The sequence below is a fragment of the Halobellus sp. H-GB7 genome, assembly GCF_030848585.1.
Classification (GTDB): Archaea; Halobacteriota; Halobacteria; order Halobacteriales; family Haloferacaceae; genus Haloquadratum; species Haloquadratum inordinatus.
The window spans coordinates 37,651-63,163 of sequence record NZ_JAVDDW010000007.1; the positions used below are offsets into that span (position 1 = coordinate 37,651).

The 25,513-nt window shown below is 66.7% G+C and carries 28 protein-coding genes and 1 tRNA gene; 12 read left to right on the plus strand and 17 right to left on the minus strand.

Annotation, left to right across the window (positions count from 1 at the left end):
- Positions 1–5: 5 nt before the first annotated feature.
- From RBH22_RS12205 to RBH22_RS12215, 3 genes are all read right to left on the minus strand, one after another.
- Positions 6–923: an ABC transporter permease gene (locus RBH22_RS12205; RefSeq protein WP_256546091.1), complete on the minus strand. Its 918-nt coding sequence runs from the start codon at positions 921–923 to the stop codon at positions 6–8.
- Positions 920–1,912, minus strand: a complete 993-nt coding sequence (locus RBH22_RS12210) for an ABC transporter ATP-binding protein (protein ID WP_306677633.1) — start codon at positions 1,910–1,912, stop codon at positions 920–922. Before RBH22_RS12210 ends, RBH22_RS12205 begins: the two co-directional genes overlap by 4 nt.
- 108 nt (positions 1,913–2,020) lie before the next feature.
- Positions 2,021–2,311: a hypothetical protein gene (locus RBH22_RS12215; RefSeq protein ID WP_306677634.1), complete on the minus strand. Its 291-nt coding sequence runs from the start codon at positions 2,309–2,311 to the stop codon at positions 2,021–2,023.
- Positions 2,312–2,409: 98 nt separating this feature from the next.
- On the opposite strand from RBH22_RS12215, the gene RBH22_RS12220 reads away from it, so the two are divergent.
- The 4 genes from RBH22_RS12220 to RBH22_RS12235 all read left to right on the plus strand — a co-directional run bounded on the left by RBH22_RS12220 (position 2,410) and on the right by RBH22_RS12235 (position 6,601).
- Complete coding sequence (locus RBH22_RS12220) at positions 2,410–2,805, plus strand: hypothetical protein (protein ID WP_306677635.1); 396 nt, start codon at positions 2,410–2,412, stop codon at positions 2,803–2,805.
- A gap of 70 nt (positions 2,806–2,875) precedes the next feature.
- The gene (locus RBH22_RS12225) at positions 2,876–4,609 is read left to right on the plus strand and encodes an excinuclease ABC subunit C (protein WP_306677636.1); all 1,734 of its coding nucleotides are present in this window, start codon (positions 2,876–2,878) and stop codon (positions 4,607–4,609) included.
- A 261-nt stretch (positions 4,610–4,870) separates the two neighbouring features.
- Positions 4,871–5,269 carry a CBS domain-containing protein gene (locus tag RBH22_RS12230; RefSeq protein WP_306677637.1) on the plus strand — a complete coding sequence of 133 codons (399 nt, stop codon included), beginning with the start codon at positions 4,871–4,873 and terminating at the stop codon, positions 5,267–5,269.
- A gap of 63 nt (positions 5,270–5,332) precedes the next feature.
- Entirely contained in the window at positions 5,333–6,601 is a 1,269-nt protein-coding gene (locus tag RBH22_RS12235) for a hypothetical protein (protein WP_256546086.1), read from the plus strand.
- 60 nt (positions 6,602–6,661) lie between these two features.
- Here RBH22_RS12235 and mdh read toward each other — a convergent pair whose 3' ends face one another.
- The 3 genes from mdh to RBH22_RS12250 all read right to left on the minus strand — a co-directional run bounded on the left by mdh (position 6,662) and on the right by RBH22_RS12250 (position 8,236).
- Complete coding sequence (gene mdh, locus RBH22_RS12240) at positions 6,662–7,576, minus strand: malate dehydrogenase (protein ID WP_256546085.1); 915 nt, start codon at positions 7,574–7,576, stop codon at positions 6,662–6,664.
- 88 nt (positions 7,577–7,664) lie between these two features.
- A complete protein-coding gene (locus RBH22_RS12245; RefSeq protein ID WP_256288588.1) occupies positions 7,665–7,817 on the minus strand; it encodes a hypothetical protein in 153 nt (50 codons plus the stop codon).
- 345 nt (positions 7,818–8,162) lie between these two features.
- Positions 8,163–8,236: transfer RNA gene (locus RBH22_RS12250), tRNA-Arg, on the minus strand.
- Between the two features lie 105 nt (positions 8,237–8,341).
- Between RBH22_RS12250 and RBH22_RS12255 the strand changes: the two genes are divergently transcribed.
- Both RBH22_RS12255 and RBH22_RS12260 read left to right on the plus strand, forming a co-directional pair.
- The gene (locus tag RBH22_RS12255) at positions 8,342–8,986 is read left to right on the plus strand and encodes an AAA family ATPase (protein ID WP_306677638.1); all 645 of its coding nucleotides are present in this window, start codon (positions 8,342–8,344) and stop codon (positions 8,984–8,986) included.
- Positions 8,983–9,402 carry an RNA-binding domain-containing protein gene (locus RBH22_RS12260; protein WP_306677639.1) on the plus strand — a complete coding sequence of 140 codons (420 nt, stop codon included), beginning with the start codon at positions 8,983–8,985 and terminating at the stop codon, positions 9,400–9,402. Before RBH22_RS12255 ends, RBH22_RS12260 begins: the two co-directional genes overlap by 4 nt.
- 45 nt (positions 9,403–9,447) lie before the next feature.
- Here RBH22_RS12260 and RBH22_RS12265 read toward each other — a convergent pair whose 3' ends face one another.
- The 4 genes from RBH22_RS12265 to RBH22_RS12280 form a co-directional block, all read right to left on the minus strand.
- Positions 9,448–10,491 carry a nucleoside recognition protein gene (locus RBH22_RS12265; protein WP_256288591.1) on the minus strand — a complete coding sequence of 348 codons (1,044 nt, stop codon included), beginning with the start codon at positions 10,489–10,491 and terminating at the stop codon, positions 9,448–9,450.
- Positions 10,492–10,585: 94 nt separating this feature from the next.
- Positions 10,586–11,143, minus strand: coding sequence for a magnesium transporter (locus RBH22_RS12270; RefSeq protein WP_256288592.1), 558 nt, complete (start codon positions 11,141–11,143; stop codon positions 10,586–10,588).
- Positions 11,144–11,725: a magnesium transporter gene (locus RBH22_RS12275; RefSeq protein ID WP_306677641.1), complete on the minus strand. Its 582-nt coding sequence runs from the start codon at positions 11,723–11,725 to the stop codon at positions 11,144–11,146.
- Positions 11,726–11,808: 83 nt separating this feature from the next.
- Positions 11,809–13,218 carry a signal recognition particle protein Srp54 gene (locus RBH22_RS12280; RefSeq protein WP_121568717.1) on the minus strand — a complete coding sequence of 470 codons (1,410 nt, stop codon included), beginning with the start codon at positions 13,216–13,218 and terminating at the stop codon, positions 11,809–11,811.
- Positions 13,219–13,281: 63 nt separating this feature from the next.
- Between RBH22_RS12280 and RBH22_RS12285 the strand changes: the two genes are divergently transcribed.
- Together RBH22_RS12285 and RBH22_RS12290 are read left to right on the plus strand one after the other, a co-directional pair.
- Positions 13,282–13,929: a LysE family translocator gene (locus RBH22_RS12285; protein ID WP_306677642.1), complete on the plus strand. Its 648-nt coding sequence runs from the start codon at positions 13,282–13,284 to the stop codon at positions 13,927–13,929.
- A gap of 125 nt (positions 13,930–14,054) precedes the next feature.
- Positions 14,055–14,312, plus strand: coding sequence for a hypothetical protein (locus tag RBH22_RS12290; RefSeq protein ID WP_256546080.1), 258 nt, complete (start codon positions 14,055–14,057; stop codon positions 14,310–14,312).
- A gap of 50 nt (positions 14,313–14,362) precedes the next feature.
- Here RBH22_RS12290 and ftsY read toward each other — a convergent pair whose 3' ends face one another.
- From ftsY to RBH22_RS12320, 6 genes are all read right to left on the minus strand, one after another.
- Positions 14,363–15,700 (minus strand): signal recognition particle-docking protein FtsY, encoded by a 1,338-nt coding sequence (ftsY, locus tag RBH22_RS12295; protein WP_306677643.1) that lies wholly within the window; start codon positions 15,698–15,700, stop codon positions 14,363–14,365.
- An 85-nt stretch (positions 15,701–15,785) separates the two neighbouring features.
- A complete protein-coding gene (gene pfdA / locus RBH22_RS12300) occupies positions 15,786–16,250 on the minus strand; it encodes a prefoldin subunit alpha (RefSeq protein ID WP_256546078.1) in 465 nt (154 codons plus the stop codon).
- Positions 16,247–16,432: a 50S ribosomal protein L18Ae gene (gene rpl18a, locus RBH22_RS12305; RefSeq protein ID WP_256288599.1), complete on the minus strand. Its 186-nt coding sequence runs from the start codon at positions 16,430–16,432 to the stop codon at positions 16,247–16,249. Before rpl18a ends, pfdA begins: the two co-directional genes overlap by 4 nt.
- 174 nt (positions 16,433–16,606) lie before the next feature.
- Complete coding sequence (locus RBH22_RS12310) at positions 16,607–17,272, minus strand: translation initiation factor IF-6 (RefSeq protein ID WP_306677644.1); 666 nt, start codon at positions 17,270–17,272, stop codon at positions 16,607–16,609.
- A gap of 1 nt (position 17,273) precedes the next feature.
- The gene (locus tag RBH22_RS12315; protein ID WP_121568711.1) at positions 17,274–17,552 is read right to left on the minus strand and encodes a 50S ribosomal protein L31e; all 279 of its coding nucleotides are present in this window, start codon (positions 17,550–17,552) and stop codon (positions 17,274–17,276) included.
- 2 nt (positions 17,553–17,554) lie between these two features.
- Positions 17,555–17,707: a 50S ribosomal protein L39e gene (locus RBH22_RS12320; RefSeq protein ID WP_049985609.1), complete on the minus strand. Its 153-nt coding sequence runs from the start codon at positions 17,705–17,707 to the stop codon at positions 17,555–17,557.
- A gap of 173 nt (positions 17,708–17,880) precedes the next feature.
- Here RBH22_RS12320 and RBH22_RS12325 point away from each other — a divergent pair, with 173 nt between their 5' ends.
- The gene (locus RBH22_RS12325; protein WP_306677645.1) at positions 17,881–18,816 is read left to right on the plus strand and encodes a DMT family transporter; all 936 of its coding nucleotides are present in this window, start codon (positions 17,881–17,883) and stop codon (positions 18,814–18,816) included.
- Positions 18,817–18,919: 103 nt separating this feature from the next.
- On the opposite strand, the gene thpR is transcribed toward RBH22_RS12325, so the two are convergent.
- A complete protein-coding gene (gene thpR, locus RBH22_RS12330; protein ID WP_306677646.1) occupies positions 18,920–19,480 on the minus strand; it encodes an RNA 2',3'-cyclic phosphodiesterase in 561 nt (186 codons plus the stop codon).
- Positions 19,481–19,644: 164 nt separating this feature from the next.
- Between thpR and acs (RBH22_RS12335) the strand changes: the two genes are divergently transcribed.
- The 3 genes from acs (RBH22_RS12335) (at position 19,645) to acs (RBH22_RS12345) (ending at position 25,487) form a co-directional block, all read left to right on the plus strand.
- Positions 19,645–21,573: an acetate--CoA ligase gene (gene acs / locus RBH22_RS12335; RefSeq protein WP_306677647.1), complete on the plus strand. Its 1,929-nt coding sequence runs from the start codon at positions 19,645–19,647 to the stop codon at positions 21,571–21,573.
- 152 nt (positions 21,574–21,725) lie between these two features.
- Entirely contained in the window at positions 21,726–23,393 is a 1,668-nt protein-coding gene (locus tag RBH22_RS12340; RefSeq protein WP_306677648.1) for a bacterio-opsin activator domain-containing protein, read from the plus strand.
- Positions 23,394–23,492: 99 nt separating this feature from the next.
- Entirely contained in the window at positions 23,493–25,487 is a 1,995-nt protein-coding gene (gene acs / locus RBH22_RS12345; RefSeq protein ID WP_306677649.1) for an acetate--CoA ligase, read from the plus strand.
- The last annotated feature ends 26 nt before the right edge of the window (positions 25,488–25,513 follow it).

A 25,513-nucleotide genomic window follows, 5' to 3' on the forward strand; every position in this document is an offset into this window, starting at 1 on the left:
GGTCCTCAGAGGTCCTCGCGCTCGAACGCCCAGTAGCCGACGGCGGCCGGCACGGCGATCCACGCGAGCAAGAGCAGAAAGAGGAACCAATCTGTGAAGTAGAACGGCATCGACTCCTGCAGGGTCGATCCGAGGACCGCTCGCTCCCCGAACGTGGTGCTGAGAAGCCGCGCTCGCGCCGGCTCGTAGTACAGCCCGGCCGCGAGCGTCTCGTAGGCCTTCAGCGGGTTCACGTACTTCAGGAACACGCCAAGCTTGACGCGGGTGAGCTCTCCGACGCTCATCCCGACCTGCTCTGCAGTGTAGTTCAGGAGCTTCGGGATGCCCTCCGCGATCGATCCCCAGAGGACGGCGAAGACGAAGTACAGCCCCATCGTCGCGAGCGTCGCCTCGCGGTTCGAATCCGCGAGCGCGGAGAGGCTCAGTCCGATCGAGACGAAGGCGACGCCGAGAATCGCCGTGAGAGCGACCTGCGGCGCGAACGCGCCGAGCTGCAGTCGCGTCCCGGTCGCGACGAGGGCTACGAACGTCGCGAGGAACCCGACGAGCAGCGCGGCCACGATGACTGTCGACCGGCCGAGAAGCTTCCCGACGACGACGTCGAGACGCGAGTTCGGCAGCGACAGCAGGAGCTTGATCGATCCTGTCTCGCGTTCCTCGGTGATCGAGCCGTACGATGTCGAGAGCGCGATGAAGCCGAGCACGAGCGCGAGTAGCGCCGGGAACGAGAAGCTGAACACGCCGAGGTTCGCGAAGAACCCGAAGAGGTTCGATACCTGTCGGTTCGCCGGCGGGAGCAGGACACCGAAGAACAGTGCGCTGGCTCCGCCGAGGAACAGCGCGAAAAACAGCGTCGAGCCGTGGAGCCACCGCGAGCGGATCGCGTCGCGGAACTCCTTGCGGGCGACGGCCTGCCAGCTCATTGTCGCACCTCCACGTCGTCGGCGGCCGACTCGGGCGATCCACTGTCAGTCGTCTCGACGGCGTCGGCCTCGGCAACGCCCCCGCCCTCGGTGTACGCGAGGAACAGGTCTTCGAGGGACGCCTCCTCGGTCGTGAAGTCGGTGACGGCGACGCCGCGGTCTTCCAGTTCCGTGACGACTCGGGTCTTCGCGTCGCTGTCGCAGGCGACCCGAAGTGCACCGTCGCCGTCGCGGTCGACGCTCTGGACTCCGTCGAGGTTGCCGACGGCAGCCAGCACCTCGTCGCCGACCGGGTCGCCGACGGAGACAGAGAGCGTGGCGTCGGCGTCGGTCGCCTCCCGGAGGCCGTCGATGGAGTCGACGGCGACGAGTTCGCCGTCGCGGAGGATCCCGACCCGGTCACAGACGGCCTCGACCTGTTCGAGGATGTGGCTGGAGAAGAAGACGGTCGTGCCTCGTTCGGCCTCCTCGAGTACGATCTCGCGCATCTCCTTCGCGCCGGCCGGGTCGAGCCCCGAGGACGGTTCGTCGAGGACCAGGAGGTCGGGGTCGCCGACGAGCGCCATCGCGAGCGCGAGGCGCTGGCGCATCCCCTTCGAGTACCCACCGGCCTGTCTGTCCGCGGCGTCGGCGAGCCCGACGCGCTCTAATACGGCGTCGGGGTCGTCGTCGACCTCCTTGGAGTCGATCGCGAATTCGACGTGGGCACGGCCGGTCAGCCGATCGTAGACGTCGAATCCCTCCGGGAGGACGCCGGTTCGCTCGCGGACGGCGACGCTCTCCGCACGGGCGTCGTGACCGAGTACAGTCACAGTCCCCGTGGTGGGGCGGACGAAATCGAGGAGGACGTTGATCGTCGTCGACTTCCCCGCACCGTTCGGGCCGAGAAAGCCGAACACCTCCCCCTCCTCGACAGTCAACGAGAGGTCCGAGACGGCGGTGACGTCCTCGAACCGCTTTGTCAACCCGTCGAGTTCGATGGCGGCCATAGGCGAGGGTTGTCAGGTCCGTGCATAAAGCGTTTGGTGGCAGAATCAGCTCTGAGATTCGTTCAGGACGAGGCTCGCCGTGTCTGCGTCGCGTTCTCTTCGGATGGACTACACTTCGTCGTCGGGCTCGTACTGTTCACGCATCCGTTCGACTTCCGCAGCGTAGCGCTCTCGGACTTCGTCGTCGACCGGTTCGAGGTCGTCACGGTCGACGTCCACGGCGGCCGTCGTCCCGACCCCGCGCTGTCGCATAATCGTCGTCGACACCTGCTTTCGACGGAGCTGTGACCCGTCGGGCGTCGCATACACCATATCGACGAGTCCGCGGTCAGTGTACGTCCGTTCGACGAGCCAGCAGCGAACCGTGTTGTCGTCGGTGGAATCGTCGCCGTCGTCCATACTCCGAGAATCGGCGAGGAGCGGTTTGTAGCTACCGTCTCGGTGGCTCGTCGGCTGCGCGGTCAACTTTCTTACTGTCGTCCGGCGTATCTCCCACTATGCCCTCCACACGATCCGCCGCCGTTTATCGGTGGCTCACCGCACAGCGACAGCTCACGATATTCACGGCGATCGCGATCGCGCTCCCCACGGCCTACGCGTTCCAGTCGCGCGTCGGAACGGATACAGGCGGCTTCCTGCTCTTGCTGCTCCTCGGTGTCGGCGTGCCGACGGCGTACGACGAGTACTGGCCGCCCTACGATCGGGCGTGGCAGGCGGTCCTCTGGACCGTCCTCGTGGGAGCGGTGGCAGCAGCAGAGTTCACGGCGTTCTATCTCATCGGGACGGACGTTCTGGAGCTTGCTCCCCGTTCGAGCACCGCCGGCGCGTTCCTCCTCACGAGTCTCCAAAACCTCGCGTTCCTCACTGTCCGCCGCCGAGCAGCGCAGCCGTAACTGTCTCAGGTCACATCGCCACCCGCGGATCACGTCACTCTCAAGCCTATTCGCCCGCTACACCGACTCGATGGAGCGCAGCGAACTTCGCGACCGCGCCGCGGAGTTACCGACCGACCCCGGCGTCTATCAGTTTCTCGACGGCGAGGACGTCCTCTACGTCGGCAAGGCCGTCGACGTCCGAGATCGCGTCCGATCGTACGCCGATCCGCGCGGCGAGCGCATCCGGCAGATGGTCGAGCGCGCTCGGTCTATCGACGTCGCCGTAACCGACACCGAGACGCAGGCGCTGCTTCTCGAAGCGAATCTGATAAAGCGGCATCAGCCGCGGTACAACGTCCGGTTGAAGGACGACAAGTCCTATCCATTGGTCCAGCTCACCGACCATCCAATCTCACGGATCGCGGTCACGAGAGATCCCGACCCCGGTGCGACCGTCTTCGGCCCGTTCACCGACAAGGGGCGAGTCGAGACCGTGGTGAAAGCGCTCAGAGAGACCTACGGCCTCCGTGGCTGCTCGGATCACAAGTACGCGAACCGCGACCGCCCGTGTCTCGACTACGAGATGGGCCTGTGTAGCGCGCCCTGTACCGACGAGATCGACGCCGACGCCTACCGGGAGGACGTCGCGTCGGTGGTCCGCTTCTTCGAGGGCGAGACCGGCGTCCTTGCCGACCCGCTCCGGCGCGCGATGGAGAACGCGGCGGAGGCCGAACAGTTCGAGCGCGCGGCGAACCTCCGCGACCGCCTCGATGCGGTCGAATCGTTCCACGGCGCGGGCGAGGAGGCCGTCTCAGCGCAGTCCGACGAACGAGCGGTCGACGTTCTCGGTGTATCGGTCGAAGGCGACACCGCAACCGTCGCGCGACTCCACAGCGAACGCGGCCAGCTAGTCGACCGCTCGCGGCACCGTCTCGACGCGCCCGAGGGCGGCGAGCGGTCCGCCGCCGTCCTCACGGCGTTCCTCACGCAGTACTACGCCGAGCGCGACTTCCCCGATGCGATCCTCTGTTCGGAGCGTCCGGACGACGACGACGTAACGGCGTGGCTCAACGCCGAGGGCGTCGACGTCCGCGTGCCTGGCGCGGGACGCGAGGCGAAGCTCGTCGACCTCGCGCTCAAGAACGCCCGGAGCGGGCCGGACCGCGGCGACGAACTCGGGGCGCTCGCGAACGCGCTGGGGCTGTCGACCGTCGACCGGATCGAGGGGTTCGACGTGAGCCACGCCGGCGGGAAAGCCGTCGTCGGCAGCGACGTCTGTTTTGTCGACGGCTCCGCCGAGAAATCCGACTACCGGCGGAAGCGACTCCCCGACGGCAACGACGACTACGCGAGTATGCGCGCACTCGTCCGCTGGCGGGCCGAACGGGCGATCAAGGGACGAGACGATCGACCCGATCCCGACCTCCTGTTGATCGACGGCGGCGACGGCCAACTCGGGGCCGCGCAGGCCGCACTCTCCGAGACCGGCTGGGACGTGCCAGTCGTCGCGCTCGCGAAGGAAGACGAACTCGTCGTCACCCCTGATCGGGTTTACGACTGGGCGGACGACGACCCCGCGTTGCACGTCCTCCAGCGCGTCCGCGACGAGGCGCACCGCTTTGCGGTCCAGTACCACCAGACGCTCCGCGACGACGTCCGGACGGTGCTCGAAGACGTCCCGGGTGTCGGCGCCGAGACGCGGCGGGCGCTCCTCAGGCGGTTCGGGAGCGTGGAGAACGTCCGCGCGGCGTCGACTGCAGATCTGATCGACGTCCCGGGCGTCGGCGAGAAGACGGCGCAGTCGATACGCGAACGGCTGTGATGCGCCTTGGGGTCCTGCGACCGCGCGAATATGGCCTGTTGGGGCGAACAGTCGACACACGTCCCTGCTCCCGCGCCGACGTGCCGAGCGACCGCTACCCGGCGCGGGACCTCGTTTAGGTCACGCCGGGCCTGGCCCCGGCATCGGATATAAACGCTCGGTCGGAGACCGATCGCGCCGCCGCTCTGCAATCCAGTTCGGAGTGTAGTTTGGTACCACTAGGCAGAATCCTTAATAGTCCTTCCTGCACCAGGTCGAGGTATGGACGACATCTTCGTCGCACGGGTAATGTCCTCGCCAGTACACACTGTCTCGCCGGACACGCTCGTCGAGGAGGTCGCACAGAAGATGCTGGACGCAGAGATCGGCTCGGTCGTCGTCGTCGACGACGGCCAACTCGTCGGGATCTTGACCAACACCGACTTCGTGAAGATCGTCGCCGAGCGGAAGCCGAAGGACCAGACGCCCGTCTCCGCGTACATGTCCGACGCCGACGTCACGACGACGGCGCAGGTCCCGATCGCCGACGTCGCCGACTCGATGATCGAACACGGCATCCACCACGTGCCTGTCGTCGACGCCGACGACGCGGTCATCGGGATGGTCACGACGACCGACCTGGCGTCGTACATCTCGCATCTCGAAGCCGCGAAGGCGTAGCCGGGCCGAACGACTGTCGCGCCGACGAAAAGACGTATTAGCATCACTTTCGAAGCGCGTGGCGTGACTGGTCCCTCCCTCTCACGCCGTTCCCTCCTCCGCGGTGGCGCCGCCGCGGGCCTCGCCGCGCTCGCTGGCTGCGGCGCCGTGGCCGCCGCGGGGCCGTGGGCCGTCCCCGTGCCCGACGGGGTCTCACACCAGGACGTCGCCGTTGTGCGCCCGCCACACCGGGATGTCGCGATCGAGCACCTCCGCGACCTCCTCGAGCGTGCCGAACCGATCGTCGAACGCGCGCGCTCGGCTGGCGTCTTCGAGGGCGAACGGTTCCTCGGCTACGAAGGAAGCGTCGCGTCCGCGCGAGAGTTCCTCGACGGCTCGCACGCGGCCTCGTTCGATACGATCAGTGAAGCCCGGTACCACGTCCGGTACGTCGCCGAGACGTTCGGCGTTGCCGCCGCCGGCCTCGACGACGTGTCTATCGAGCCGTCCGGCGCGGCACAGACTGGCCCGGCCGCGGGCATCGAAGACTTGGTCGGGACGCTCAGTTACGAGAGCGACGCGCCCGCGGAGACGATGGTCTGGATCGACCTCGTGGAGTCGTGGCTCCACGCGGCGATGATCGCCGGCAAGAACGCCGAAGTCGACCGCGACGAACTCGCAGAGAAGCCCGAACGCGTCCGCAAGAAGGCGCTGGCTCGGGCCGTCCGAAACCACGAGCGCTCCGTCCGGTTTCTGAGTGACGCCCGCCAGTTCTATCGGACGTTCCGTGCTCGGCAGTCCGCTCCCGCGTCGATCGGACTCACGGCGGCCCGCGAGACGTACCGCGAGCGTGCACAGGAGTCGTCGCACGACAACGAGTGGTACCACGAGCGTCACACCGACGAGGAGACGCCGCGCGACACCGCGTGGAATCGACTCTTGACGCTCCACCCGGGTGAAAACAGCCTCGACGACGCCGAGTGGGCGCGTCGAGACGGGCTCTCCGGGCTCGAAACGGTCCAACTCGCGGAAGCGGCCGTCGAATTCCAGGGCTTTTCGACCGGCCGTGACGCCGTCGAGCGGTTGCGCGGTCGCCAGTCGATCCCGAAGCGACTGCTGCTCGACGCGAAACGGCGGGCCGTCGACGGCGCGTATCGGATTGCCGCCGCAGGCGACCCCTTCGAGAAATGGCTCCTGCGTCGGGCAGCGATGTACCTCTCGAAGGGAGACCGATTCCTCACCGACGGCGAGATCCTCGACAACTATCCGCGAGCGCACGCGCTGGCCTGCTACGGGGTTGCGGTCGGCGTCGTGGACGCGATCCCGTCGGTCGCGAGCGTCGTGACGGACTGAGTCCCGTTCGAGCGGCGAAAAAATCAGGTGTAGGGAAGGTTCCGGCTGCTCCGTTCGAGTCTACGCGATCTTCTCGTACTGCTCTGAGAGCTTCTCTGCGGCGTCGTCCATCAGGTCCGCCTCGTAGTCGTCGAGGTCCCACTCGACGACCTCTTCGACGCCGTCGGAGCCGAGTTTGACGGGGACGCCGAAGGCGGTGTCTTCGTAGCCGAATTCGCCGTCGAGCGCGATCGAACCCGGGAGAACCGCGCCGGTGTCGCGGAGGATGGCCTCGACCATATGTGCGACGCCGGTCGCGGGCCCCCACTGAGTCGCGCCCTTCCGTTCGATAACGTCCATCGCGGACTCCTGAAGGTCGCCCAAGATCTCCTCGCGCTCGTCGGCGGAGAACTCGGGGTCCGTGCCGTCGACGCGGACCTTCGAGAAGACGGGGACTTGCGCGTCGCCGTGTTCGCCGAGGATCGTCGCCTCGACGTTCTTCACGGGTACGTCGAAGCGCTGGCTGAGCACGTAGCGGAAGCGCGCGGAGTCGAGGCGGCCGCCGAAGCCGATCACCTTGTGGCGGTCGCGGTCGCCGGACTCGTAGAGGTGGCGGTTCAGCAGGTCGACGGGATTCGAGGTCGTCACGGACACGAAGTCGTCGTTGTGCTCGGCGAGCGAGGAGCCGATATCGGCCATAATCGGCGCGTTGTCGCCCGCGAGGTCGATTCGCGTCTGTCCGGGCTGGCGGGGGATCCCGGCGGTGATGACGACGACGTCCGAACCCGCGGTGTCCTCGTAGGTGCCCTGTACGACTTCGGTGTTCGAGTCGTAGGCGATCCCGTGGTTCGTGTCCGCGGCCTGTCCGACCGTCTCGTCTTCCTTGTCGGGGATGTCGACGAAGACGAGTTCGTCTACGACGTCACGAAGCGCGAGGTTGTACCCGGCGGCGGCACCGACCGTACCGGCGGCACCGACTACGCTGACTTTCGTCATATCAGCCGAAACAGGGTTCGGAATTCGATTAAACGCTTCGGCTTCGCGGGTCGTCGGATCGCAGTGAAACAGGTGGACGGAACGGAACTCAATTACAGTTCGGACAGGCCTTGATCTCCGCGCCGACGCCGCGGGAGATCCATTCTAGTTTGGTGCCGCAGTCCGAACAGTACCCCGAACACTCTTTCAGTTCGTCGTGCCCTTTGCCACACGCACAGCTCATTCCGGGTGCGTCTTGCATAGATGAAATACTCGACTCGGAGATGAAATAGCCCCGTCAGACGTCGAGTTTTGACCGACCGTGAGCGATCTTCGTCGAGTGAAAACGGACACCCGTACTCGGCAGAACGCGACGGGACTCCCGAGAGGGAACCGATCGGGAGTACGTCGCGCGAGTGAAATCTCTGATTTCACGAGCGCGACGGGATTCGAACCACGGTCGCTCCTTGCAGTCGCTCCCTGACTCGAATCCCTTGCGGTACGGTTCGACACGCCTCGCTTCGCTCGGCGGTCGCAACGAGCGCGACGGGACTCCCGAGAGGGAACCGATCGGGAGTACGTCGCGCGAGTGAAATCTCTGATTTCACGAGCGCGACGGGATTCGAACCCGCGACCATCGGATTAGAAGTCCGACGCTCTGTCCAACTGAGCTACGCGCCCTCGTGGGTAGGCACTCGGTGGGCAGTAAAAAGGGATGTGGCTTTCGTCGCCGGCGCGCCCGCGCGAGCGGAACTCGTAAGGTCGGGTGCCGTGAATCGACGCGTAATGAAGGTCATCGGTACCGTCGGACTGCCCGGAAGCGGCAAGGGCGAGGCCGCCGCGGTCGCCCGCGAGGCTGACGTTCCGGTCGTCACGATGGGCGACGTCATCCGTGAGGCCTGCCGCGAGCGCGGCTTCGACCCCGCAGAACACCACGGCGAGATGGCGCGAACGCTCCGCGAGGAGGACGGCCCCGCGGCGATCGCCGAACGCTCGCTGCCACTGATCGAAGCCGAACTGGAAACCCACGACACCGTCCTCGTCGACGGCCTGCGCTCGGAGGTCGAACTCGACCGCTTCCGCGAGGCGTTCGGCGAGGAGTTCCTGCTCGTGAGCATCGAAGCGCCGTTCGAGACCCGCGCCGAGCGACTGCTCGACCGCGCTCGCGACGACTCCGACATCGACAGAGAGGCGCTCCGCGACCGCGAGGAGCGCGAACTCGGATTCGGGATGGGCGAGGTGATGGACCGCGCCGACGTCGTCGTCGAGAATACCGACACCCTCGACGCGTTCCGCGAGCGCATCCGAGCGATCCTCGACCGCGACCTCGCGAGCGTCGACGACGACGAGTCCGTCCAGGTCGCGTCCGACGCCCTCGACCCGTCGGCATCGGACCCGACACCTGAAGCGAACGCGGGTGATCACCGATGATCTACCGCGTGAAGGCTCGGATCGTCGCACCGGTCCGCGATACAGAGGTGACCGCCCGCGTCGAAGACGCCGTCCGGAATCTCTTTCCGAACGTCGAGTTCGAGCACGAAACGGGCGAACTCGTCGGTGAGACGCACTCGCTGGAGCGATTCTCCGAACGACTCCACGAACAGGAGATCCTCGACACGGCCCGCCGAGAGTTCTTCAAGCGAGCGGACGAGGACGGCTTCTCCTTCGCGCTGAAGAAGCAGGCGGCGTTCAAAGGCGTCATCAACTTCGCCGTCGGCAACCCCGACGAACTCGGCGACATCCAGGTCCACGTCACCGTACACGAACCCGACGTCGAGGCGTACATCGACCACGTCGCGCCGCCGACCGAGGACGGCCGTCCGGTCGATGTCGACGACCGCGACTGAACTGCGGCACCAGGTCGTCCGCGCGGACCGAGTCGGCTCCGACGGTCAGACCGGCGCGAGCAGTATCGCCAACGCGGCGGCGATGAAGACGATTTTCAGCGCCGTGTTGACGACGATGACTTTCGAGCCGAAGCGCGGTCCCCAGATCCCGTACTGGAACGGGATCGAGCGCTTGAACGTCGAAACCGCGAAGGAGATGATCCCGCCCAGGAGCATCGTCGCCACCGCGGTCCGCGGCGTGAACGTCGACCCCACCATCGGCGCGATCGTCGCGGCTCCGGTCGTCGTGTCGAACGCGAAGACGCCAACCACCAGCAGCGACGCCGCCGGCAGTCCGAGCAGAGACGTCAGTGGCTCTGCGACGCTCGTGATTGACTGGACGTCTTGCGTCCGCACGAGCAGCGTCACGAGGACGTAGACGACCGCGAGCCGCGGGACGATCCGCCGGATCTTCGGCCATGTCTTCTCGGCCGCGGTATGGAGTACGTCGGGGATCGACTCCGACTCGTCGTCGGTGGCGTGGTCCGCCGTCGCCGCACGCCCGCCGTCGCCGACTGCGCTCTCTGCGCCGCCGTCGGTCGTCACCGAATCGTCCTGTCGATCCACCTCTGTCCCTCCCCGCGGGAGCAACACCGCGCCGGCGAGGACGCCGGCGATCGTAATCCCGAGCGCGATCGCGGCGCGCGAACCGACGTAGAGCAGTCCGACTTCGAGACCGAGAATCGGGATCAACACCGGCGCGTAGAAGGTGAAGATGTGCTGGACGAAGCCGAAGAACGTGTTCATCGTGACCGCGATGAGCGTCTCGGCGTCGTCGAGCCGTCCCGATTCGCGGAAGTCCGCGAGCATTCCATAGCCCGCCGTCGTCGAGGCGGCGGTGGTGACGATCGCAGTTCCGACCTCGTCTGGGAGGTTCGCGGGTCGCGTGAGGTACTTCGAGAACGTGGCGATCTTCTCGACGAGGCCGAAGCCGACGGCGACGTTGGCCAGAAAGACGCCGCCGGCGATGAAGACCGCGATGCGGGCGACTCTCGGCGCTACCTCGACGAGCACGGGCCAGACGGTATCGACGGCCGCTCCCGGTTGCACGCCTCACCCTCGGAACCCGGCGGACTAATCGGCGTCGGTTCACGGAGTCGGGATGGCGGAGCAGCGCCGTCCTCGATCACAGGAGCAGTTTCGATCACAGGAGCAGTTGCACGGTCGCAAAGAGGACCACTACCCCGAGGACGTCACAGGTGTTGGTCACGATCGGGATCACGACGTCGTCGGGATCCAGCCGGAAGCGGTAGGCCACGTAGGTTACGGCGACCGTCACCGCGATCGCGAGAATCGCCAGCGCGATACCCGACGCGAGCGAGATTGCGACGACAGTCTGGGGTGCCAACTGCGCGCCGCTCACGAGCGCTGTGAGTCCCCACGCGCCGACGCCGACGACCGGGAAGATCGAGACCGCGAGCGCGAACGTCGCGAGCGCGTTGCCGGCGAGGTTCTCGTCGCGAGGGTCGAACGAGAGCGTCCCGAGGTGAAACGCCGTCGAGAGCCGAGCGGCGAGGATGCTTCCGAGGTTCCCGGCCGTCCCGATCGTCACGGGAACGAGCGCGAGCAGTGTCGGATACTGGAGCAACTGGGTCTCGAAGCGTCCGAGCACGAGGCCGCTCCCGACCTCGACGAGCGTCAGGACGAGCAGGATCGGCAGCATCGCCCGCGTGATCGCTCGAACTGTCCACTCGGTCGACACTTAGATCACCTCTGCGAGCGCGAGGACGATCCTGACCGCCGCGAGCAGGAAGAACACGCCGAAGACGTCGCCGGTCGTCGTCACGAGCGGTCCGACGAGCGTGTCGGGGTCGCGGCCGCGTCGGTAGCCGGCGAACACCGCGGTGACCACGACCGCAGAGAGCGCGACGCCGGAGAGCAGCCCCGCGAGCAGCGCGATCGCGACCAGTACGGGGAGCGGCGCGACCGAGCTTCCGAGCAGCGAGAGAACCGTGAAGACGGCGACGGCGGCGAACGCCGACGCCAGGAGGCCGTTCGCGAGCGCGGCCGCCACCGCCGATTTGAGTCGTTCGTCGCCGCCGCGGACCCGCGGTTCGATGAGCCCCTGGTGGAGCGCGGTCGAGATCCGTGCTCCGAGCGAGCCGTAGACGTTGCCGCGGGTCGCAAGTAGTGCAGGCACGAGCACGAGGAGTCCCGAGACGTCGCGCAGTTCCGCGCGCATCCCGCTGAGTACGACGCCGGCGATGAGGCCGCCGACGAGGCTCGCGGCGAGCGCCGGGAGCGCCTCGCGGTAAGCCTCGCGTGCGGCGTCCCGGACGGTCATACGGGAGTCGAGAACGCGGGGGGTAAAAAATCGGGCGTGTCCTGGATGCGCTCGCCGCCACAGCCGCTACGTTCGAGTCGAAGTTAGCCGAACGGTCCGAGACCGCCGCCACCGCCGCCGCCGAGGCCGCCCATTCCGCCGCCTCCGCCCTGATTCTGGAGCTTCTTCATCATCCGCTGCATATCGCCGTCGCCCATCCCCTGGAACTGCTGGATGGTCTGCTCCATCATCTTGTGCTGTTCGAGGAGTTCCTGGACCGTTTCCTCGTCCTTCCCGGAGCCGCGGGCGATCCGGCGGACGCGGGAGGCACCGATCGAACGCGGATTCTCCAGTTCGTTCTCGGTCATCGAGTCCATAATGACGTCGAACGAGTGCATCCGGTCCTGGGTGACGTCCATCGCGTCGTCGGGGAGTTGATCCTTGAAACCGCCGCCGAGGCCCGGGATCATATCGAGGACCTGATCGAGCGGGCCCATCCGGTTCATCGCCTCCATCTGCTTTTGCATATCCTTGAGGGTGAACGAGCCCTCCATAATGTCCTCGGGGTCCCAGTCGTCGTCTTCCTCCTGGGTCTCGGCCATCGCGCGCTCGACGCGCTCGGAGAGCTGTTTCAGGTCGCCCATCCCGAGCAGCCGGGAGATGAAGCCGTTGGGCTCGAAGCGCTCGATGTCTTGGACGGTCTCGCCCGTCCCGAGGAAGGCGATCGAGGAGCCGGTTTCGTTGACGGCCGTCAGCGCGCCGCCACCCTTCGCCGTCCCGTCGAGTTTGGTGACGACGACGCCGCCGATGCCGATGGCGTCGTCGAACTCACGGGCCTGCTCTTTCGCGCCCTGCCCGATCGCAGCGTCCAGCACCAGGAGCGAGCGGTCCGGTTCGACGACGTCTTCGATCTCCTCGATCTCGGCGATGAGGTCGTCCTCGAGCGCGTGTCGCCCGGCGGTGTCGACGATGTGAACGTCGGCGTCCGCGGTCGCTTCGAGGCCCTCGCGGGCGATCTTGACGGGGTCGGACTCGTCGGGGTCGCCGTAGAACGACACCTCGGCGCGCTCGCACATCTGCTTGGCCTGGTCGTACGCGCCGGGGCGGAAGGTGTCCGTCTGGATGACGGCGGGACGGAGTCCCTTCTTCGAGAACCACCACGCCATCTTCGCAGCGCTCGTGGTCTTCCCCGACCCCTGGAGGCCAGCGAGGAGAATCGTCTGCGACTCCAGCGGTAGCTCGGTGGATTCGCCGACGAGGTCGACGAGTTCCTCGTAGACGATCTTGAGGACGTGATCCCGCGCGGAGGTGCCGGCGGGCGGTTCTTCTTCTGTCGCGCGTTCTTCGATGGACGAGGAGAGGTCCATCACGAGGCTGACGTCGACGTCTGCAGAGAGCAGCGAGCGCTGGATCTCCTTGACGATCTCCTCGACGTCCTCCTCGTCGAGGCGGGATTTCCCCTGCAGCTTATCCAGACTGCTGCGGAGGGAACTCCCGAGATTGTCGAGTACCATTACCACCTCCTACGCCGCCACGCGGGTAAAGGCTTTTTCTGCGCCGCGGACGACGCTGCGGTGATGGCGGTCCTTCCCGACCTCTCGACGTATCTCGCGTTCTGTGCGGCGGCAGTCGCGCTCATTCTCACGCCGGGACCGGACACGATGTACGTCCTCACGCGGGGGATCCAGAGCCGCGACGCCGGCGTGCGCTCCGCGCTCGGGATCGCGACGGGCGTGCTCTTTCACACCGCGGCGGCGTCGCTCGGCCTCGCCGCCCTCCTCCGCGCCGCGCCCGCGGCCTATCAGGTCGTGAAGTACGTCGGCGCGGCGTATCTGCTCTACCTCGGCGTGCAGGCGATCCGCAACGACGAGTTCGGGTCTTCGACGGGGTCCGACTCGGGAACGGAGACGGACGGAGACGCAGCGGCCGCAACCGCAGCCGGAAGTTTCCGCCGGGGTGTCCTCGTCAACGCGCTCAATCCGAAAGTCGCGCTGTTCTTTCTCGCCTTTCTCCCCGGATTCGCCGGGTCGGGGCCGGACGCCGCGCCGCGGATGCTCCTCCTCGGAGCGACGTACGCCGCCTTGACGGCGGTGTACCTCGGCGGTATCGGCGTCGCGTCCGGGCGGGTCGGGCGGGCGCTGTCCTCGTCGGCGACGACCTCCCGGCTGAGTTGGCTCGGCGGCGGTGCGATGATCTCGCTCGGACTGGCGCTGGCGGTCGAATAACTCTCCCGAGCGCGTCCCTGACCCGTTCGCACGGTGTTCGTCCCACGACGGCACACACTCCGATGAGGAGGGCCTCAGAAATATCATATACATTTATTATATTCCCGAACGTACTAGAGGTACGTATGACAGAATCGATCAGACTCAATAGAATCGGCACGGTCTTCTCCGGGCTCTCGTTCCCCGTGTCGCCGTCGCGCGTGACCAGCGAGTGCGGCGACCTGACAGTCCGACTGGCCGAGGGCTCGGTCACCGTGGGCGAGGTGATCCAGCAGTCTGACAGCGACCGCTTCACCTCGAGCGACGACCTCGAACTGGAGTTTCTGAACCTCCTGCCCAGATCGGCGGTCGGCGAGCCGTTCCAGTCCGACGGCGACGCGTAGGCGGCGGAGTTATCGAAAATCGAAAAGCGGCTACGGCTATCGAAGAACGGCTACGATTCCTCGCCCACCAGACGTTCGACCATCCGCTCGGGGTCGAATCGCTCGATGTCGTCGTAGCCCTGTCCGACGCCGAGGAACAGGATCGGCTTGCCCGTGACGTACGCGATGGAGATGGCCGCGCCGCCGTTGGAGTCGGCGTCGGCCTTCGTGAGGATCGCGCCGTCGATCTCGGCGGCGTCGTTGAACGTCTTCGCGCGCTCGACGGCATCTTGGCCCGCGACCGCCTCGTCGACGAACAGCGTCATATCGGGGTCGACGACGCGGTCGATCTTCTCCAGTTGGGACATCAGGTCGTTCGAGGTGTGGAGCCGACCTGCGGTGTCGCCGAGGACGACGTCGATGTCGTGTGCCTCGGCGTACTCGACGGCGTCGTAGAGCACGGCGGCGGGGTCGCCACCCTGCTCGTGGGCGATGAGTTTCGTGTCGAGGTTGTCCGCGTGCTTTTGGATCTGCTCGTTCGCGCCGGCGCGGTAGGTGTCGCCGTTCGCGAGGACGACCGAGAGCCCGCGGTTCTCGAAGTAGCGGGCCAACTTCGCGATGCTCGTCGTCTTCCCGACGCCGTTGACGCCGGTGAAGACGATCGTGACCGGCTTCTCCGCCGACTCGACGCGCGCGTCGAAGTCGAACTGCCCCACGCTGATGACTTCGTAGAGCGCGTCGTGGAGCGCGGTCTCGACGAGTTCGCCCGTGGTCTCGACCTGCGCGCGCGTCTCCCCGATCATCTTCTCGCGGACGGTGTCGAGGATCTCCTCGGCGACGTTCATCTCGACGTCGCTTTCGAGAAGCGCCATTTCGAGTTCCCAGAGGGGGTCTTCGAGGTCTTCTTCCTCGATGATCACTTTCCCCGTGGCGAACGCTGCGGCGCGCTTGAGCCGACCGGGACCGGAGTCGTCCTCCTCGTCTTCGTCCTGCAGCGCGGCTGCGGCCTCCTCGGAGGCGAGCGAGGCGGGCTGTTCGTCCGCACCGTCTGCCTCGGTCGCTGCGGTCTCACCACCGGTTTCTGCTGCGGCTTCATCGCCGGTTGCCGCTGTCGTCTCGGACGTCGCGTGGTCTCTCTCAGCGGTCGCAGTTTCCGCGCTCTCGTCGCCGGGTTCGGCCGTTTCCGCGGCGACAGTGTCTGGTTCGGTGACCTCGCCACCCTCCGGTGTCGTTTCGGTCCCCTCCTCGGCGGATGCCGCCGTTTCGACTCCGCCGGCGGCGTCCTCGGTGTCCGCCGCCTCGGCCTCGGATTCGTCGAGTTCGGCCGCTGATTCCTCTGCTTTCTCTTCGGCCGTCTCCTCGACGTCTTCGCGGAAACTGTTGAGCTTCTTTTTCAGTCCGTCGAACATAGTTGTCTGCCGCTGTTACGTGGTCGTCTACCGTCTGGGTGCTGCTTCTACGGCGGCGCACCCGTAAATCGAGTCTGCGGTTGCGTTATTCGTCGTCGCCTTCCTGCATCTGCTGCATCTGCTGCATCTGCTGTTGCTGCATCTGCTGTTGCATCTGCTGGGCCTGCTGTTCGAGCTCGGAGCTCTCGTCTTCGAGTTCGTCGATGTCCTCGCGGACCTCGTCGATGCGGTCGTCGAGAGCGTCCTGCTTCGTCTGCAGCGCGCTGACGGCGTCGTCTGCGGGCTGTTCGGCCGCGAAGTCGCCGCCGAGGTCGACGATGACTTCGTCGATGTTCTGGATCTCCGCGCGGAGGTACGCGCCGCCGCCGAGGGGGACCTGCACGGTCGATCCCGTCTCGAGCGTCTCGATCGCTTCGATCGCTTCGTCGATCTCCGTCTGCTCGGACTGGAGATCGTCGACCTCGGATTCCAGCGTCTCGATTTCCTCGTCGATCGCCTGCAGTTCCTGGGAGAGCTGCTGGAGTTGCTGCTGACCGCCGCCGCCCATCATGCTGCGGCCTCCGTTGCGATTTCGTCGATCTCGATCTGAGTCCGCTTCAGACCGTGCTGACTCCCGACGTTCGCGTAGACGCGCTCGCGAGCGACGTTCTCGTTCGGAGCCTCGACGACTGTGTTGAACTCGCTGAATCCGTCGCGGCTCTGGAACCGGCCGCTCACTGCGAACTTACTCATACCGTTCGATTCCCGAGCGAGCGGGAAGTATCTTCCTACTCGGGCTCCCGAAAACGGGCGCGAGTCACGCCGTGAGAGCGGCTCTCAGAAACGCCGTTCGGAGCAAAAGTCGGAGGCGGCGATCGTACTGGACGCTCCTCTGCAGACGGTGATACCGACGGGGAGAACGCGAGGTTACTCGAGGTAGCCGAGGGCGTCCTCGATCCGGCTCAGTTCCGGGCCGGTGGTGTCCTCGCCGGCGACGTAGCTCGTCTCGTTGGCGACGAGCCCGGAGCCGACGAGCGGTGCGCCGTAGTTGACGGTCCCGATGTCCGCGCGAACGTCGAGATGCGCTTCGAGCGCTTCGAGTTCGGGCTCGCGGGATTTCGGGTGACACAGCGCGCCCTCGTTGGTCGCGACGGCGGCCGTCCCGACGGTCTGGACGTCCGCGAGGTCGCCGCGCTCGGCGGGGACGCCGAGCGCGGATTCGACGGCGTCGACGGCCTCCTCGGTGAGGTCGGGGTGGACGTACGCCCCGTAGTCGTTCGCGAGAACGACGTTCCCGGCGGCGTTGATGTGGCCGGGTAGTTCCGCGACGGGGACGCCCGCGGCGGATTCGATGGCCTCCTTCTCGCGCTCGGTCGCCTGGCTCGTCACCAGGATCCCGTTCTCGTTGCCGGTCGCGAGCGCGCCGACGGTTCCGGAGCCGCCGACGGTCGTCGCCACGGCCGGAACGTCGAGTTCGTCGGCCATCGCGTCGACGACGTCGTCTTCGGCGTCCGAGCGAACGATGAGTACGTCGTCCGTCGCACGGGCGAACACGCCGACGTAGGGCGACCCGGCGAAGGAGGCGCGGAGCACGTTATTCTGCCGGCTCCGCTTCGACGATGGACTCGCCGTCCTCGTCGAATCGGGCGGCGCGGACGCGGAGCTTGCTCGGGGGCTTCTGCTTGCCGCGTGCCCACACCGTCTCGTTGAGCGAGGGGTCCAGACGGACGTCGTCTTCCTCGACCGAGAAGTGCTTCGCGAGGTGCTCTCGGATCAGAGACATCGCTCGACCCGCGCGCTCGTGGGCGGGGACGACGCTGACGTCTCGGAGCGGTACCGTGATGACGCGCTCTTCGAAGTCGCTGGCGCTCATTCTTACTCGTCCGTGTCACTCCGCCGCCAGTTGCGACGCTTGGGGTTTCGCGTGACTTCCATGTCCGTCTTCATCATCACCCAGGCCGGAACGCGCGTGTTCTGGCGTTCCAGTTTGGCCAGACGCTTCTTCTTGGCCTTCGACTTCTTGCTCATAGTGCTCGTCTGTTTCCCCGGATCGCATAAAATCTTGTTCCTTCGACGCCGCTCGCGTGCGAGCGCCTCACAGCCCCGAACGATGCTGTTTCACTCTGATCTGCCCCGTGCCGAGCTGTCGCCGCCGCGCCGTTTCGAGATATTCAACACCGCCCGTGTCGTCTCTCACGTCAATGCGTAATCTGACTGCCTTCGTCTTTCTGCTCGCGGCCGCCATCTGGGGCACCGCGTTTATGGTGACGAAGGCCGGCCTCGCGTGGATCCCGCCCGCTCTCTTTGCTGCGCTTCGCTTCGACCTGGCTGCGATCGTGCTCTTCGCGCTCGCGACGTGGCGCGGCGATCGGATCCGTCCCCACGGTGCGGAGTGGCGGCCGATTCTGACCGGCGGCGTTCTCCTCATCGGAATCCACCACGCGTTCTTGTTCTCCGGACAGGTGTACGTCACGAGCGCCGTCGCAGCCGTCCTGCTCGGTCTCATCCCCGTCATCACGCCGACGCTGACGCGGCTGTCGTCGACGCGAGAGCGACTCACGCCGAGCGGCGTTGTCGGGGTCGCGCTCGGCTTCGTCGGCGTCATCACCATCGCGAATCCGGATCCGGCCAACCTCGTCGGTGCGGACCTCCTCGGAGTAGTGCTCGTGCTCGGTTCGGCGGTCACCTTCGCCGTCGGCGCGGTGCTCACGCACGACGCCGCCGACACGATGCCGATGCTGGCCGAACAGGCGTGGATGATGTTCGTCGGCGCGGTCGTCCTCCACGTGACGAGCGTCGCGCTGCCGTGGGAGTCGGCGGCCGACGTCGTCTGGTCGCTCGAAGCGGTCGTCTCGCTCGGCTACCTCGCCGTCGTCGCGGGCGCGGGCGGATTCGGCCTGTACTTCTGGCTGCTTCGTCGCGTCGGCCCCGTGGAGGTCAGTCTCTTAGAGTACGTCATTCCGATCTTCGCCGCCATCTCGGGGTGGATCGCGCTCGAGGAGCGACTCGCGCCGACGACCGTGCTGGGCTTTGCGATCATCTTCGTCGGGTTCGTACTCGTCAAGCGGACGACGATCCGGAACGAACTCCGGCGGTGGCGAGACGGGTCGACGCCGCAGGCGCAGCAGGCCGATTGAGCGCCGGTGATCGCCCAGCCCAGCAGCCGTGATTGTCCAGCCCAGCAGCCGTGATTGTCCAGCCCAGTAGCCGGTGATCGCCCGGCTGCGCAACGCCTCTCCCTCACAACGGGAATGCTGCGACCGTCTCGTACACCGGACCGTCGGAGCGCAGCGTGCTCTTTTTCAATCTGATCTCGTCGACGCGGAACGAGCCGATGTCCGGGTCCGTCTCGCGGACGACCCGCTGCACGAGGTCTTTCCCGCGCGCGTCGTCCATCCGCGCGATGGTGATGTGCGGCGTGAAGTCGTGATCGTCGCCCTCGAACCCGAGCTCGGCCAGTTCGCGCTCGACGGCGCTCTGGAGTCGTCTCGTCTCCGCACCGCCGACACCCTCGCGGACGCCCGCCCAGACCACGCTGATGTAACTCTGTGACGGAAAGACGCCGAAGCCGCCGACCCGAAACTCGAAGGGGTCGACGTCGGCGTCGGCGACCGCGCGCTCCAGTGCTGCTTCGATCTCCTCGATGCGATCCGGGTCCGTCTCGCCGAGGAACTGGAGCGTCAGGTGGGCCTGCTCGGGGTCGACGAAGCGGAGCCCCTCGGCGTCTGCGAACCGCTCTTGTGCGTCCGCGACGGCCGCCGCGAGCCGATCGGGAAGGTCGATGCTGACGAAGAGGCGCATACCTCGGCGTACGCGCTCGGCGATGAAAACGCTCCGCCCGCGAGTGATATCACAGTGCTCCCGTTCGATTTTTTGTTCAGATCGCGGACTGGATCTCGAATTTCGCCCGCTTCGACCGCCGCGAGCGGGAAACTTATGCCCGTACCGCCATCGAGAGAGACACGATGACAGGCGAGGGCTCGGGACGGACCCGAACCGACCGGACGGCACTCGATCCACCGGCGTGGTTCCGCCAGCAGGCAGTCGTCTCTGATCCCGATATCTACGAGACCTTCGCCGACGAGTGGCCCGACTGCTGGCGTCGGGCGGGCGAGTTACTCGACTGGGACGATTTCCCCGAGACGGTCTTCCGCGGCGGAGAGACGCCTCCGTTCGAGTGGTTCCCCGGTGGGACGCTCAACGCCTCGGTCAACTGTGTCGACCGCCACCTTCCCGAGCGCAAGAATCAGCGCGCGCTCGTCTGGGAGGGCCACCTCGGCGACTCCCGGAGCTACACCTACCTCGAACTCCACCGCGAGGTCAACGCCGCGGCGGCGGCCCTGCGCGAACTGGGCGTCGAGGCCGGCGACGTCGTGACGCTGTATCTGCCGATGGTCCCCGAGCTTCCGGTGACAATGCTCGCGTGTGCGCGCCTCGGCGCGATTCACAACGTCGTCTTCGCCGGCTTCTCCGCCGACGCGCTCGCCGAGCGGATGGCCCGCTCTACGTCGGCGTACCTCGTCACCTGCGACGGCTACTACCGCCGCGGCGACGCCATCGCGCAGAAGAACAAAGCCGACAACGCCCGCCTCGCGCTCGATCACGACGTCGAAGTCGTGGTCCTCGATCACCTCGGCCAGGGCGTGCATCTCGGCCCGGGCTATCACGACTACGGTGAGCTGATCGACGCCCACCGCGGGGACGAGGTCGAGCCCGTCTCGCGGGCGGCCTCGGACCCGCTCTTTCAGATCTACACGTCGGGGACGACCGGCGAACCGCGCGGCGTCACGCACACGACCGGCGGCTATCTCGCCCACGTCGCCTGGACCGCGCGCTCCGTGCTCGACATCCGGCCGGAGGATACTCACTGGTGTTCGGCCGACATCGGCTGGATCACGGGCCACTCCTACATCGTCTACGGGCCGCTCGCGCTCGGCACCACGACGATGCTGTACGGCGGCACCGCCGACCACCCGGAGAAGGACCGCCTCTGGGAACTGGTCGACCGCCACGCAGTCGACGTGTTCTACACCGCGCCGACGGCGATTCGCGCGTTTATGAAGTGGGGCGCGGAGTACCCCGACCGCCACGACCTCTCCAGTCTCAGGCTTCTCGGCAGCGTGGGCGAACCCATCGACGAACCAACCTGGCGCTGGTACCACGAGCACATCGGCGGCGGCGAGTGCCCCGTCGTCGACACCTGGTGGCAGACCGAGACCGGCGCGATCCTCGTCTCGACGCTCCCTGGCGTCGACGCGATGAAACCCGGCGCGGCGGGCAAACCTCTCCCCGGCATCGACGCGGCGGTCGTCGACGGCCGCGGCGAACCAGTCGAACCCGACGAGTCGGGCGAACTCGCGATCACTCGCCCCTGGCCGGGGATGCCGCGCGCCCTCGCGACCGGCACTGACTGGGGGGCACACGACGGCGGCCCCTGGCGTTACTACCCGGAAGACGGCGCTCGCCAGGACGCGGACGGGTACATCACGTTCCTGGGACGCATCGACGAGGCGGTCAACGTCGCCGGCCGCCGGTTCAGCACGATGGAACTGGAGTCGACCATCGTCGGCGTCGCGGGCGTCGCCGAGGCAGCCGTCGTCGGGGCCGACCACGACACCACGGGGACGGCAATCTACGCCTACGTCGCGCCCGAACGCGACGCCGCCGAGTCCGACCTGCGCGGACGGATCCGGGCGGCGGTCGAAGACGCCATCGGCGGCGTCGCCACCCCCGAGGAGATCGTCTTCACGCCGGATCTCCCCAAGACACGTTCCGGAAAGGTGATGCGCCGACTCCTGCGGGCGGTCGCTAACGACGAGACGCTCGGCGACACCTCCGCGCTTCGCAACCCCGAGATTCTCGGTGAGATCCGGTCTCGAACGCGGGACCGATGACGTTTCGATTACTCGAATAAAGACGAAAACAGATTTTTTCGACGCTATCTACCCAGTAGGGACAGATAGAACATTTAGATCCCGCGACGTCCGAGGTTCTGTCTCGAAAATCCACATCTTTATTTCGCTTTCTTTGAATACGTCGAAACAGAATGTCGCCCCTCGACGCCCGCGAGTACGAGCGCCTCCGTCGGGCCACCCGAACGCATCGCGAGGATCTCGTGCTTCGACTCGGTGGCGAGGTCGGTCTCCGTCCAGCGGAGATGGCCCGCGTCCGCCTGGGAGACGTCGAATCGCAGGACGGCCACCACTTTCTCGCGGTGCGAAACGGGGACGGAATCACACGAGAGGCGTACCTCCCGACGGACGTCGAGCACGACCTCCGCAAGTACGCTGGCAGCGTCGGCGTCGGCGACGACGACCCCCTGCTGACGGTCTCGCCGCGGCGGCTCCAGATGCTCGTCGGCGAAGTCTCCGCGCGCGTCGAAGGGGTCGACGTCTCCTCGCGGGACCTCCGCTGGCACTTCGCGGCCGACCTGCTCGACGCCGGCGTTCCACCGCACGTCGTCTGCGCAATCGGGGGCTGGGACCGCTTGGACAGCCTCGAACCGCTGCTCACCGACCCCGACCGCGAGGCCGTCGCGGCCGCGTTGGCCGACGACGACGGGTCCGACGTCTCGGCGGAACTCCGCCAGGATGTCGAACTCGCGGCCGACCTCGGAACCGCACTGGTCGGCGCCGCGACGGGGAGAGAAGTCGCCCAGACGGCGTGTGAGCGTCTGGCGGCGGCCGACGGCATCCGATTCGCGTGGCTCGCCGAACGGACGGGAAACGGGTTCACGTTTCGCGGAGCCGGCGGCATCGACGAGGCCGCTGTCGAGCACGCGCTCGACGAGCACGAAGCGGCCGCCATCGACGCCGTCGAGACGCCGACAGTCGGGGTCGAACAGACCGCGGACGGGCCGCTCGCACTCGTTCCAGTCGTGCGCGAGGGGGCCGCGGCGGGTGTGCTCGCGGTCGGGACCACCGACGCGGTGCGCGAGGACCGTCGGGACGCGCTGGCAGTCCTCGGAACCCAGGTCGGCCACGCCCTCGCGGCCGTCGAGCGAAAGCGCCTCCTGCTCGCAGACACCGTCGTCGAACTCGATTTCCGGTGTCCGACCGAGTCGTCGTTCGTCGCCGACCTCTCGGGGACACTCGAGTGCCACGTGGAACTCTCCGGGATGGTCCCCGTCGGCGGCGGGTCGCTCCTGTACTACCTCGTCGTCGAGGGCGCGGGCGCTGATCCGGTGCTCTCGCACGCTTCGGCGGCCGACGCCGTCGCCGACGCGCGCCTCATCGAGGACTACGGCGACGGAGCCTCCGTCGAGGTCGTCGTGGACGCCTCACCCGCTCTCGCGGCCGTCGAGAGCGGGGCCCGCGTTCGATCGTTGCGCGCCGACGGCGGCGATGCGACGGTTACGGTCGAACTGCCCGGTGAGGCCGACGTCCGCGCGGTCGTCGACGCTGTCACCGACGCGCACCCCTCGGTGTCGCTGGCGGCGAAACACCAGGCCGACCGCTCTGTCGAGACCGACCAGGGATTCCGCGAGCGCCTGGCTGATCGGCTCTCGGATCGCCAGGCGACGGTTCTCCGGGCGGCGTACCACAGCGGCTACTTCGAGTGGCCTCGCGGCTCGACCGCCGAGGAACTGGCTGATTCGCTCGACGTCTCCTCACCGACGCTTCACAACCACCTCAGAAAGGCTCAGCAGAAGCTTTTGACGGCCTTCTTCGACGAGACGCCGGCCTCTCCGTCGACCGCCGACCGTCGCCGCTGAGTGACGTGTATTCGTGGCAGCAGACTGACTCTAACAGTAATAATTGGTATAATTAGAGCCTCCGCTTATGTAGGGGTGACCGATTGTGAGTGATAGACTATGGGAAATGATGACGTAGAACTCGAAGCACGGCTGGCCGAACAGGACGTCTTCGAGCCACCGGCGGAGTTCACCGGTCAGGCCAACGTCTCCGACGAGGGCATCTACGAGGAGTTCGAGGAGAACTGGCCCGAGTGCTGGGAAACCGCGGCGGATCTGCTCGAGTGGGAGACCGAGTACGACACCGTCTTAGACGATTCGACCCCGCCGTTCTACGAGTGGTTCACCGGCGGCGAACTCAACGCCTCGGCGAACTGCCTCGATCGGCACCTCGCAGACCGCGGTGACGAGGCCGCCATCGAGTGGGTGGGCGAACCCGTCGACGAGGAGAATCGTACCTACACCTACGAGGAACTCCACCGGGAGGTCAACGAGTTCGCGGCTTCCCTCCGCGACCTCGGCGTCGGCGAGGACGACGTCGTCACGATGTATATGCCGATGGTGCCGGAGCTGCCGATCGCGATGCTGGCGTGTGCGCGGATCGGCGCGCCGCACTCGGTCGTCTTCGCCGGCTTCTCGGCGGACGCGCTCGCAACCCGGATGAACGCTGCGGACTCGGAGTATCTGGTCACCTGCGACGGCTACTACCGCCGCGGCGACCCCCTCGACCACCTCCAGAAAGCCAATCAGGGCCTCGACTCCGTCGAACATCCGGTCTCGGACGTCGTGGTCGTCGACCGTCTCGGCCCGAACGGCGACGATTTCGGTCACGACCTCGCAGGCAACCAGCACGACTACGACGACCTCGTCGCCGCCCACGAGGGGGCAGCGGTCGATCCCGTCGCCCGCGACGCCGAGGATATGCTGTTCCTGATGTACACCTCGGGAACGACCGGCCAGCCGAAAGGCGTCAAGCACACGACCGGCGGTTACCTCGCGTGGTCGGCCTGGACCTCGCAGGCCGTCCTCGACATCGAACCGGATGACACCTACTTCTGCTCGGCCGACATCGGCTGGATCACGGGCCACTCCTACATCGTCTACGGGCCGCTCGCGCTCGGCACCACGACGATGATGTACGAGGGGACGCCGGACCACCCCGAGCGCGACCGCCTGTGGCAGATCATCGAGGACTACGAGGCGACGCAACTGTACACTGCGCCGACGGCGATTCGCGCGTTTATGAAGTGGGGCACGGAGTACCCCGACCGCCACGACCTGTCGAGTCTGCGTCTCCTGGGGACGGTCGGCGAGCCGATCAACCCCCGCGCCTGGAAGTGGTACTACCAACATATCGGCGACGGCGAGTGCCCCGTCGTCGACACGTGGTGGCAGACCGAAACCGGCGGGATGATGGTCACGACCCTGCCCGGCATCAAGGATATGAAACCCGGTTCTGCGGGGCCGCCGCTGCCGGGACTCGACGTACAGATCGTCGATACCAACGGCGACGAGATCGACGCGGGCCGCGCGGGCTACCTGACGGTGCAGAAACCGTGGCCCGGGATGCTTCGGACCCTGTATAAGAACGACGAGCGATACATCGAGGAGTACTGGGCAGAGTACTCCGACACCGACAGCGACGACCCCGACGACTGGGTGTACTTCCCGGAGGACGGCGCGAAAATCGACGAGGACGGCTACATCACCGTTCTGGGCCGCGTCGACGACGTGATCAACGTCTCCGGCCATCGGCTCGGAACGATGGAGATCGAATCCGCCATCGTCGGCGTCGAGGGTGTCGCCGAGGCCGCGGTCGTCGGCGGCGACCACGAGGTGAAAGGCGAAGCCGTCTACGCCTACGTCATCACCGAGGAGAGCCACGAGGGCGATGCGGACCTGCGCGAGCGGATCATCGCTGGCGTCGAAGACGCAATCGGACCGATCGCGCGCCCCGAAGAAGTGATTTTCACGCCCGAACTCCCGAAGACCCGCTCGGGGAAGATTATGCGGCGACTGCTGGAAGACATCGCCAACGGTGAGGAACTCGGCGACACCTCGACCCTTCGGAACCCCGAGATCGTCGAGGAGATTCGCGCGAGCGTCCAGGACTGAGCACACCGTGAGCCACGATATATTTC

Coding starts and splice junctions, on each gene's coding strand:
- RBH22_RS12205 (WP_256546091.1), bottom strand. CDS start 923: ATGAGCTGGCAGGCCGTCGCCCGCAAGGAGTTCCGCGACGCGATCCGC.
- rpl18a (WP_256288599.1), bottom strand. CDS start 16,432: ATGAGTAAGTTCGCAGTGAGCGGCCGGTTCCAGAGCCGCGACGGATTC.
- RBH22_RS12215 (WP_306677634.1), bottom strand. CDS start 2,311: ATGGACGACGGCGACGATTCCACCGACGACAACACGGTTCGCTGCTGG.
- RBH22_RS12280 (WP_121568717.1), bottom strand. CDS start 13,218: ATGGTACTCGACAATCTCGGGAGTTCCCTCCGCAGCAGTCTGGATAAG.
- acs (WP_306677647.1), top strand. CDS start 19,645: ATGACAGGCGAGGGCTCGGGACGGACCCGAACCGACCGGACGGCACTC.
- RBH22_RS12245 (WP_256288588.1), bottom strand. CDS start 7,817: ATGCAAGACGCACCCGGAATGAGCTGTGCGTGTGGCAAAGGGCACGAC.
- RBH22_RS12275 (WP_306677641.1), bottom strand. CDS start 11,725: ATGACCGTCCGGGACGCCGCACGCGAGGCTTACCGCGAGGCGCTCCCG.
- mdh (WP_256546085.1), bottom strand. CDS start 7,576: ATGACGAAAGTCAGCGTAGTCGGTGCCGCCGGTACGGTCGGTGCCGCC.
- RBH22_RS12220 (WP_306677635.1), top strand. CDS start 2,410: ATGCCCTCCACACGATCCGCCGCCGTTTATCGGTGGCTCACCGCACAG.
- acs (WP_306677649.1), top strand. CDS start 23,493: ATGGGAAATGATGACGTAGAACTCGAAGCACGGCTGGCCGAACAGGAC.
- RBH22_RS12285 (WP_306677642.1), top strand. CDS start 13,282: ATGGCGGTCCTTCCCGACCTCTCGACGTATCTCGCGTTCTGTGCGGCG.
- pfdA (WP_256546078.1), bottom strand. CDS start 16,250: ATGATGGGCGGCGGCGGTCAGCAGCAACTCCAGCAGCTCTCCCAGGAA.
- RBH22_RS12260 (WP_306677639.1), top strand. CDS start 8,983: ATGATCTACCGCGTGAAGGCTCGGATCGTCGCACCGGTCCGCGATACA.
- thpR (WP_306677646.1), bottom strand. CDS start 19,480: ATGCGCCTCTTCGTCAGCATCGACCTTCCCGATCGGCTCGCGGCGGCC.
- RBH22_RS12230 (WP_306677637.1), top strand. CDS start 4,871: ATGGACGACATCTTCGTCGCACGGGTAATGTCCTCGCCAGTACACACT.
- RBH22_RS12315 (WP_121568711.1), bottom strand. CDS start 17,552: ATGAGCGCCAGCGACTTCGAAGAGCGCGTCATCACGGTACCGCTCCGA.
- RBH22_RS12255 (WP_306677638.1), top strand. CDS start 8,342: ATGAAGGTCATCGGTACCGTCGGACTGCCCGGAAGCGGCAAGGGCGAG.
- RBH22_RS12325 (WP_306677645.1), top strand. CDS start 17,881: ATGCGTAATCTGACTGCCTTCGTCTTTCTGCTCGCGGCCGCCATCTGG.
- RBH22_RS12290 (WP_256546080.1), top strand. CDS start 14,055: ATGACAGAATCGATCAGACTCAATAGAATCGGCACGGTCTTCTCCGGG.
- RBH22_RS12225 (WP_306677636.1), top strand. CDS start 2,876: ATGGAGCGCAGCGAACTTCGCGACCGCGCCGCGGAGTTACCGACCGAC.
- RBH22_RS12340 (WP_306677648.1), top strand. CDS start 21,726: ATGTCGCCCCTCGACGCCCGCGAGTACGAGCGCCTCCGTCGGGCCACC.
- RBH22_RS12210 (WP_306677633.1), bottom strand. CDS start 1,912: ATGGCCGCCATCGAACTCGACGGGTTGACAAAGCGGTTCGAGGACGTC.
- RBH22_RS12320 (WP_049985609.1), bottom strand. CDS start 17,707: ATGAGCAAGAAGTCGAAGGCCAAGAAGAAGCGTCTGGCCAAACTGGAA.
- ftsY (WP_306677643.1), bottom strand. CDS start 15,700: ATGTTCGACGGACTGAAAAAGAAGCTCAACAGTTTCCGCGAAGACGTC.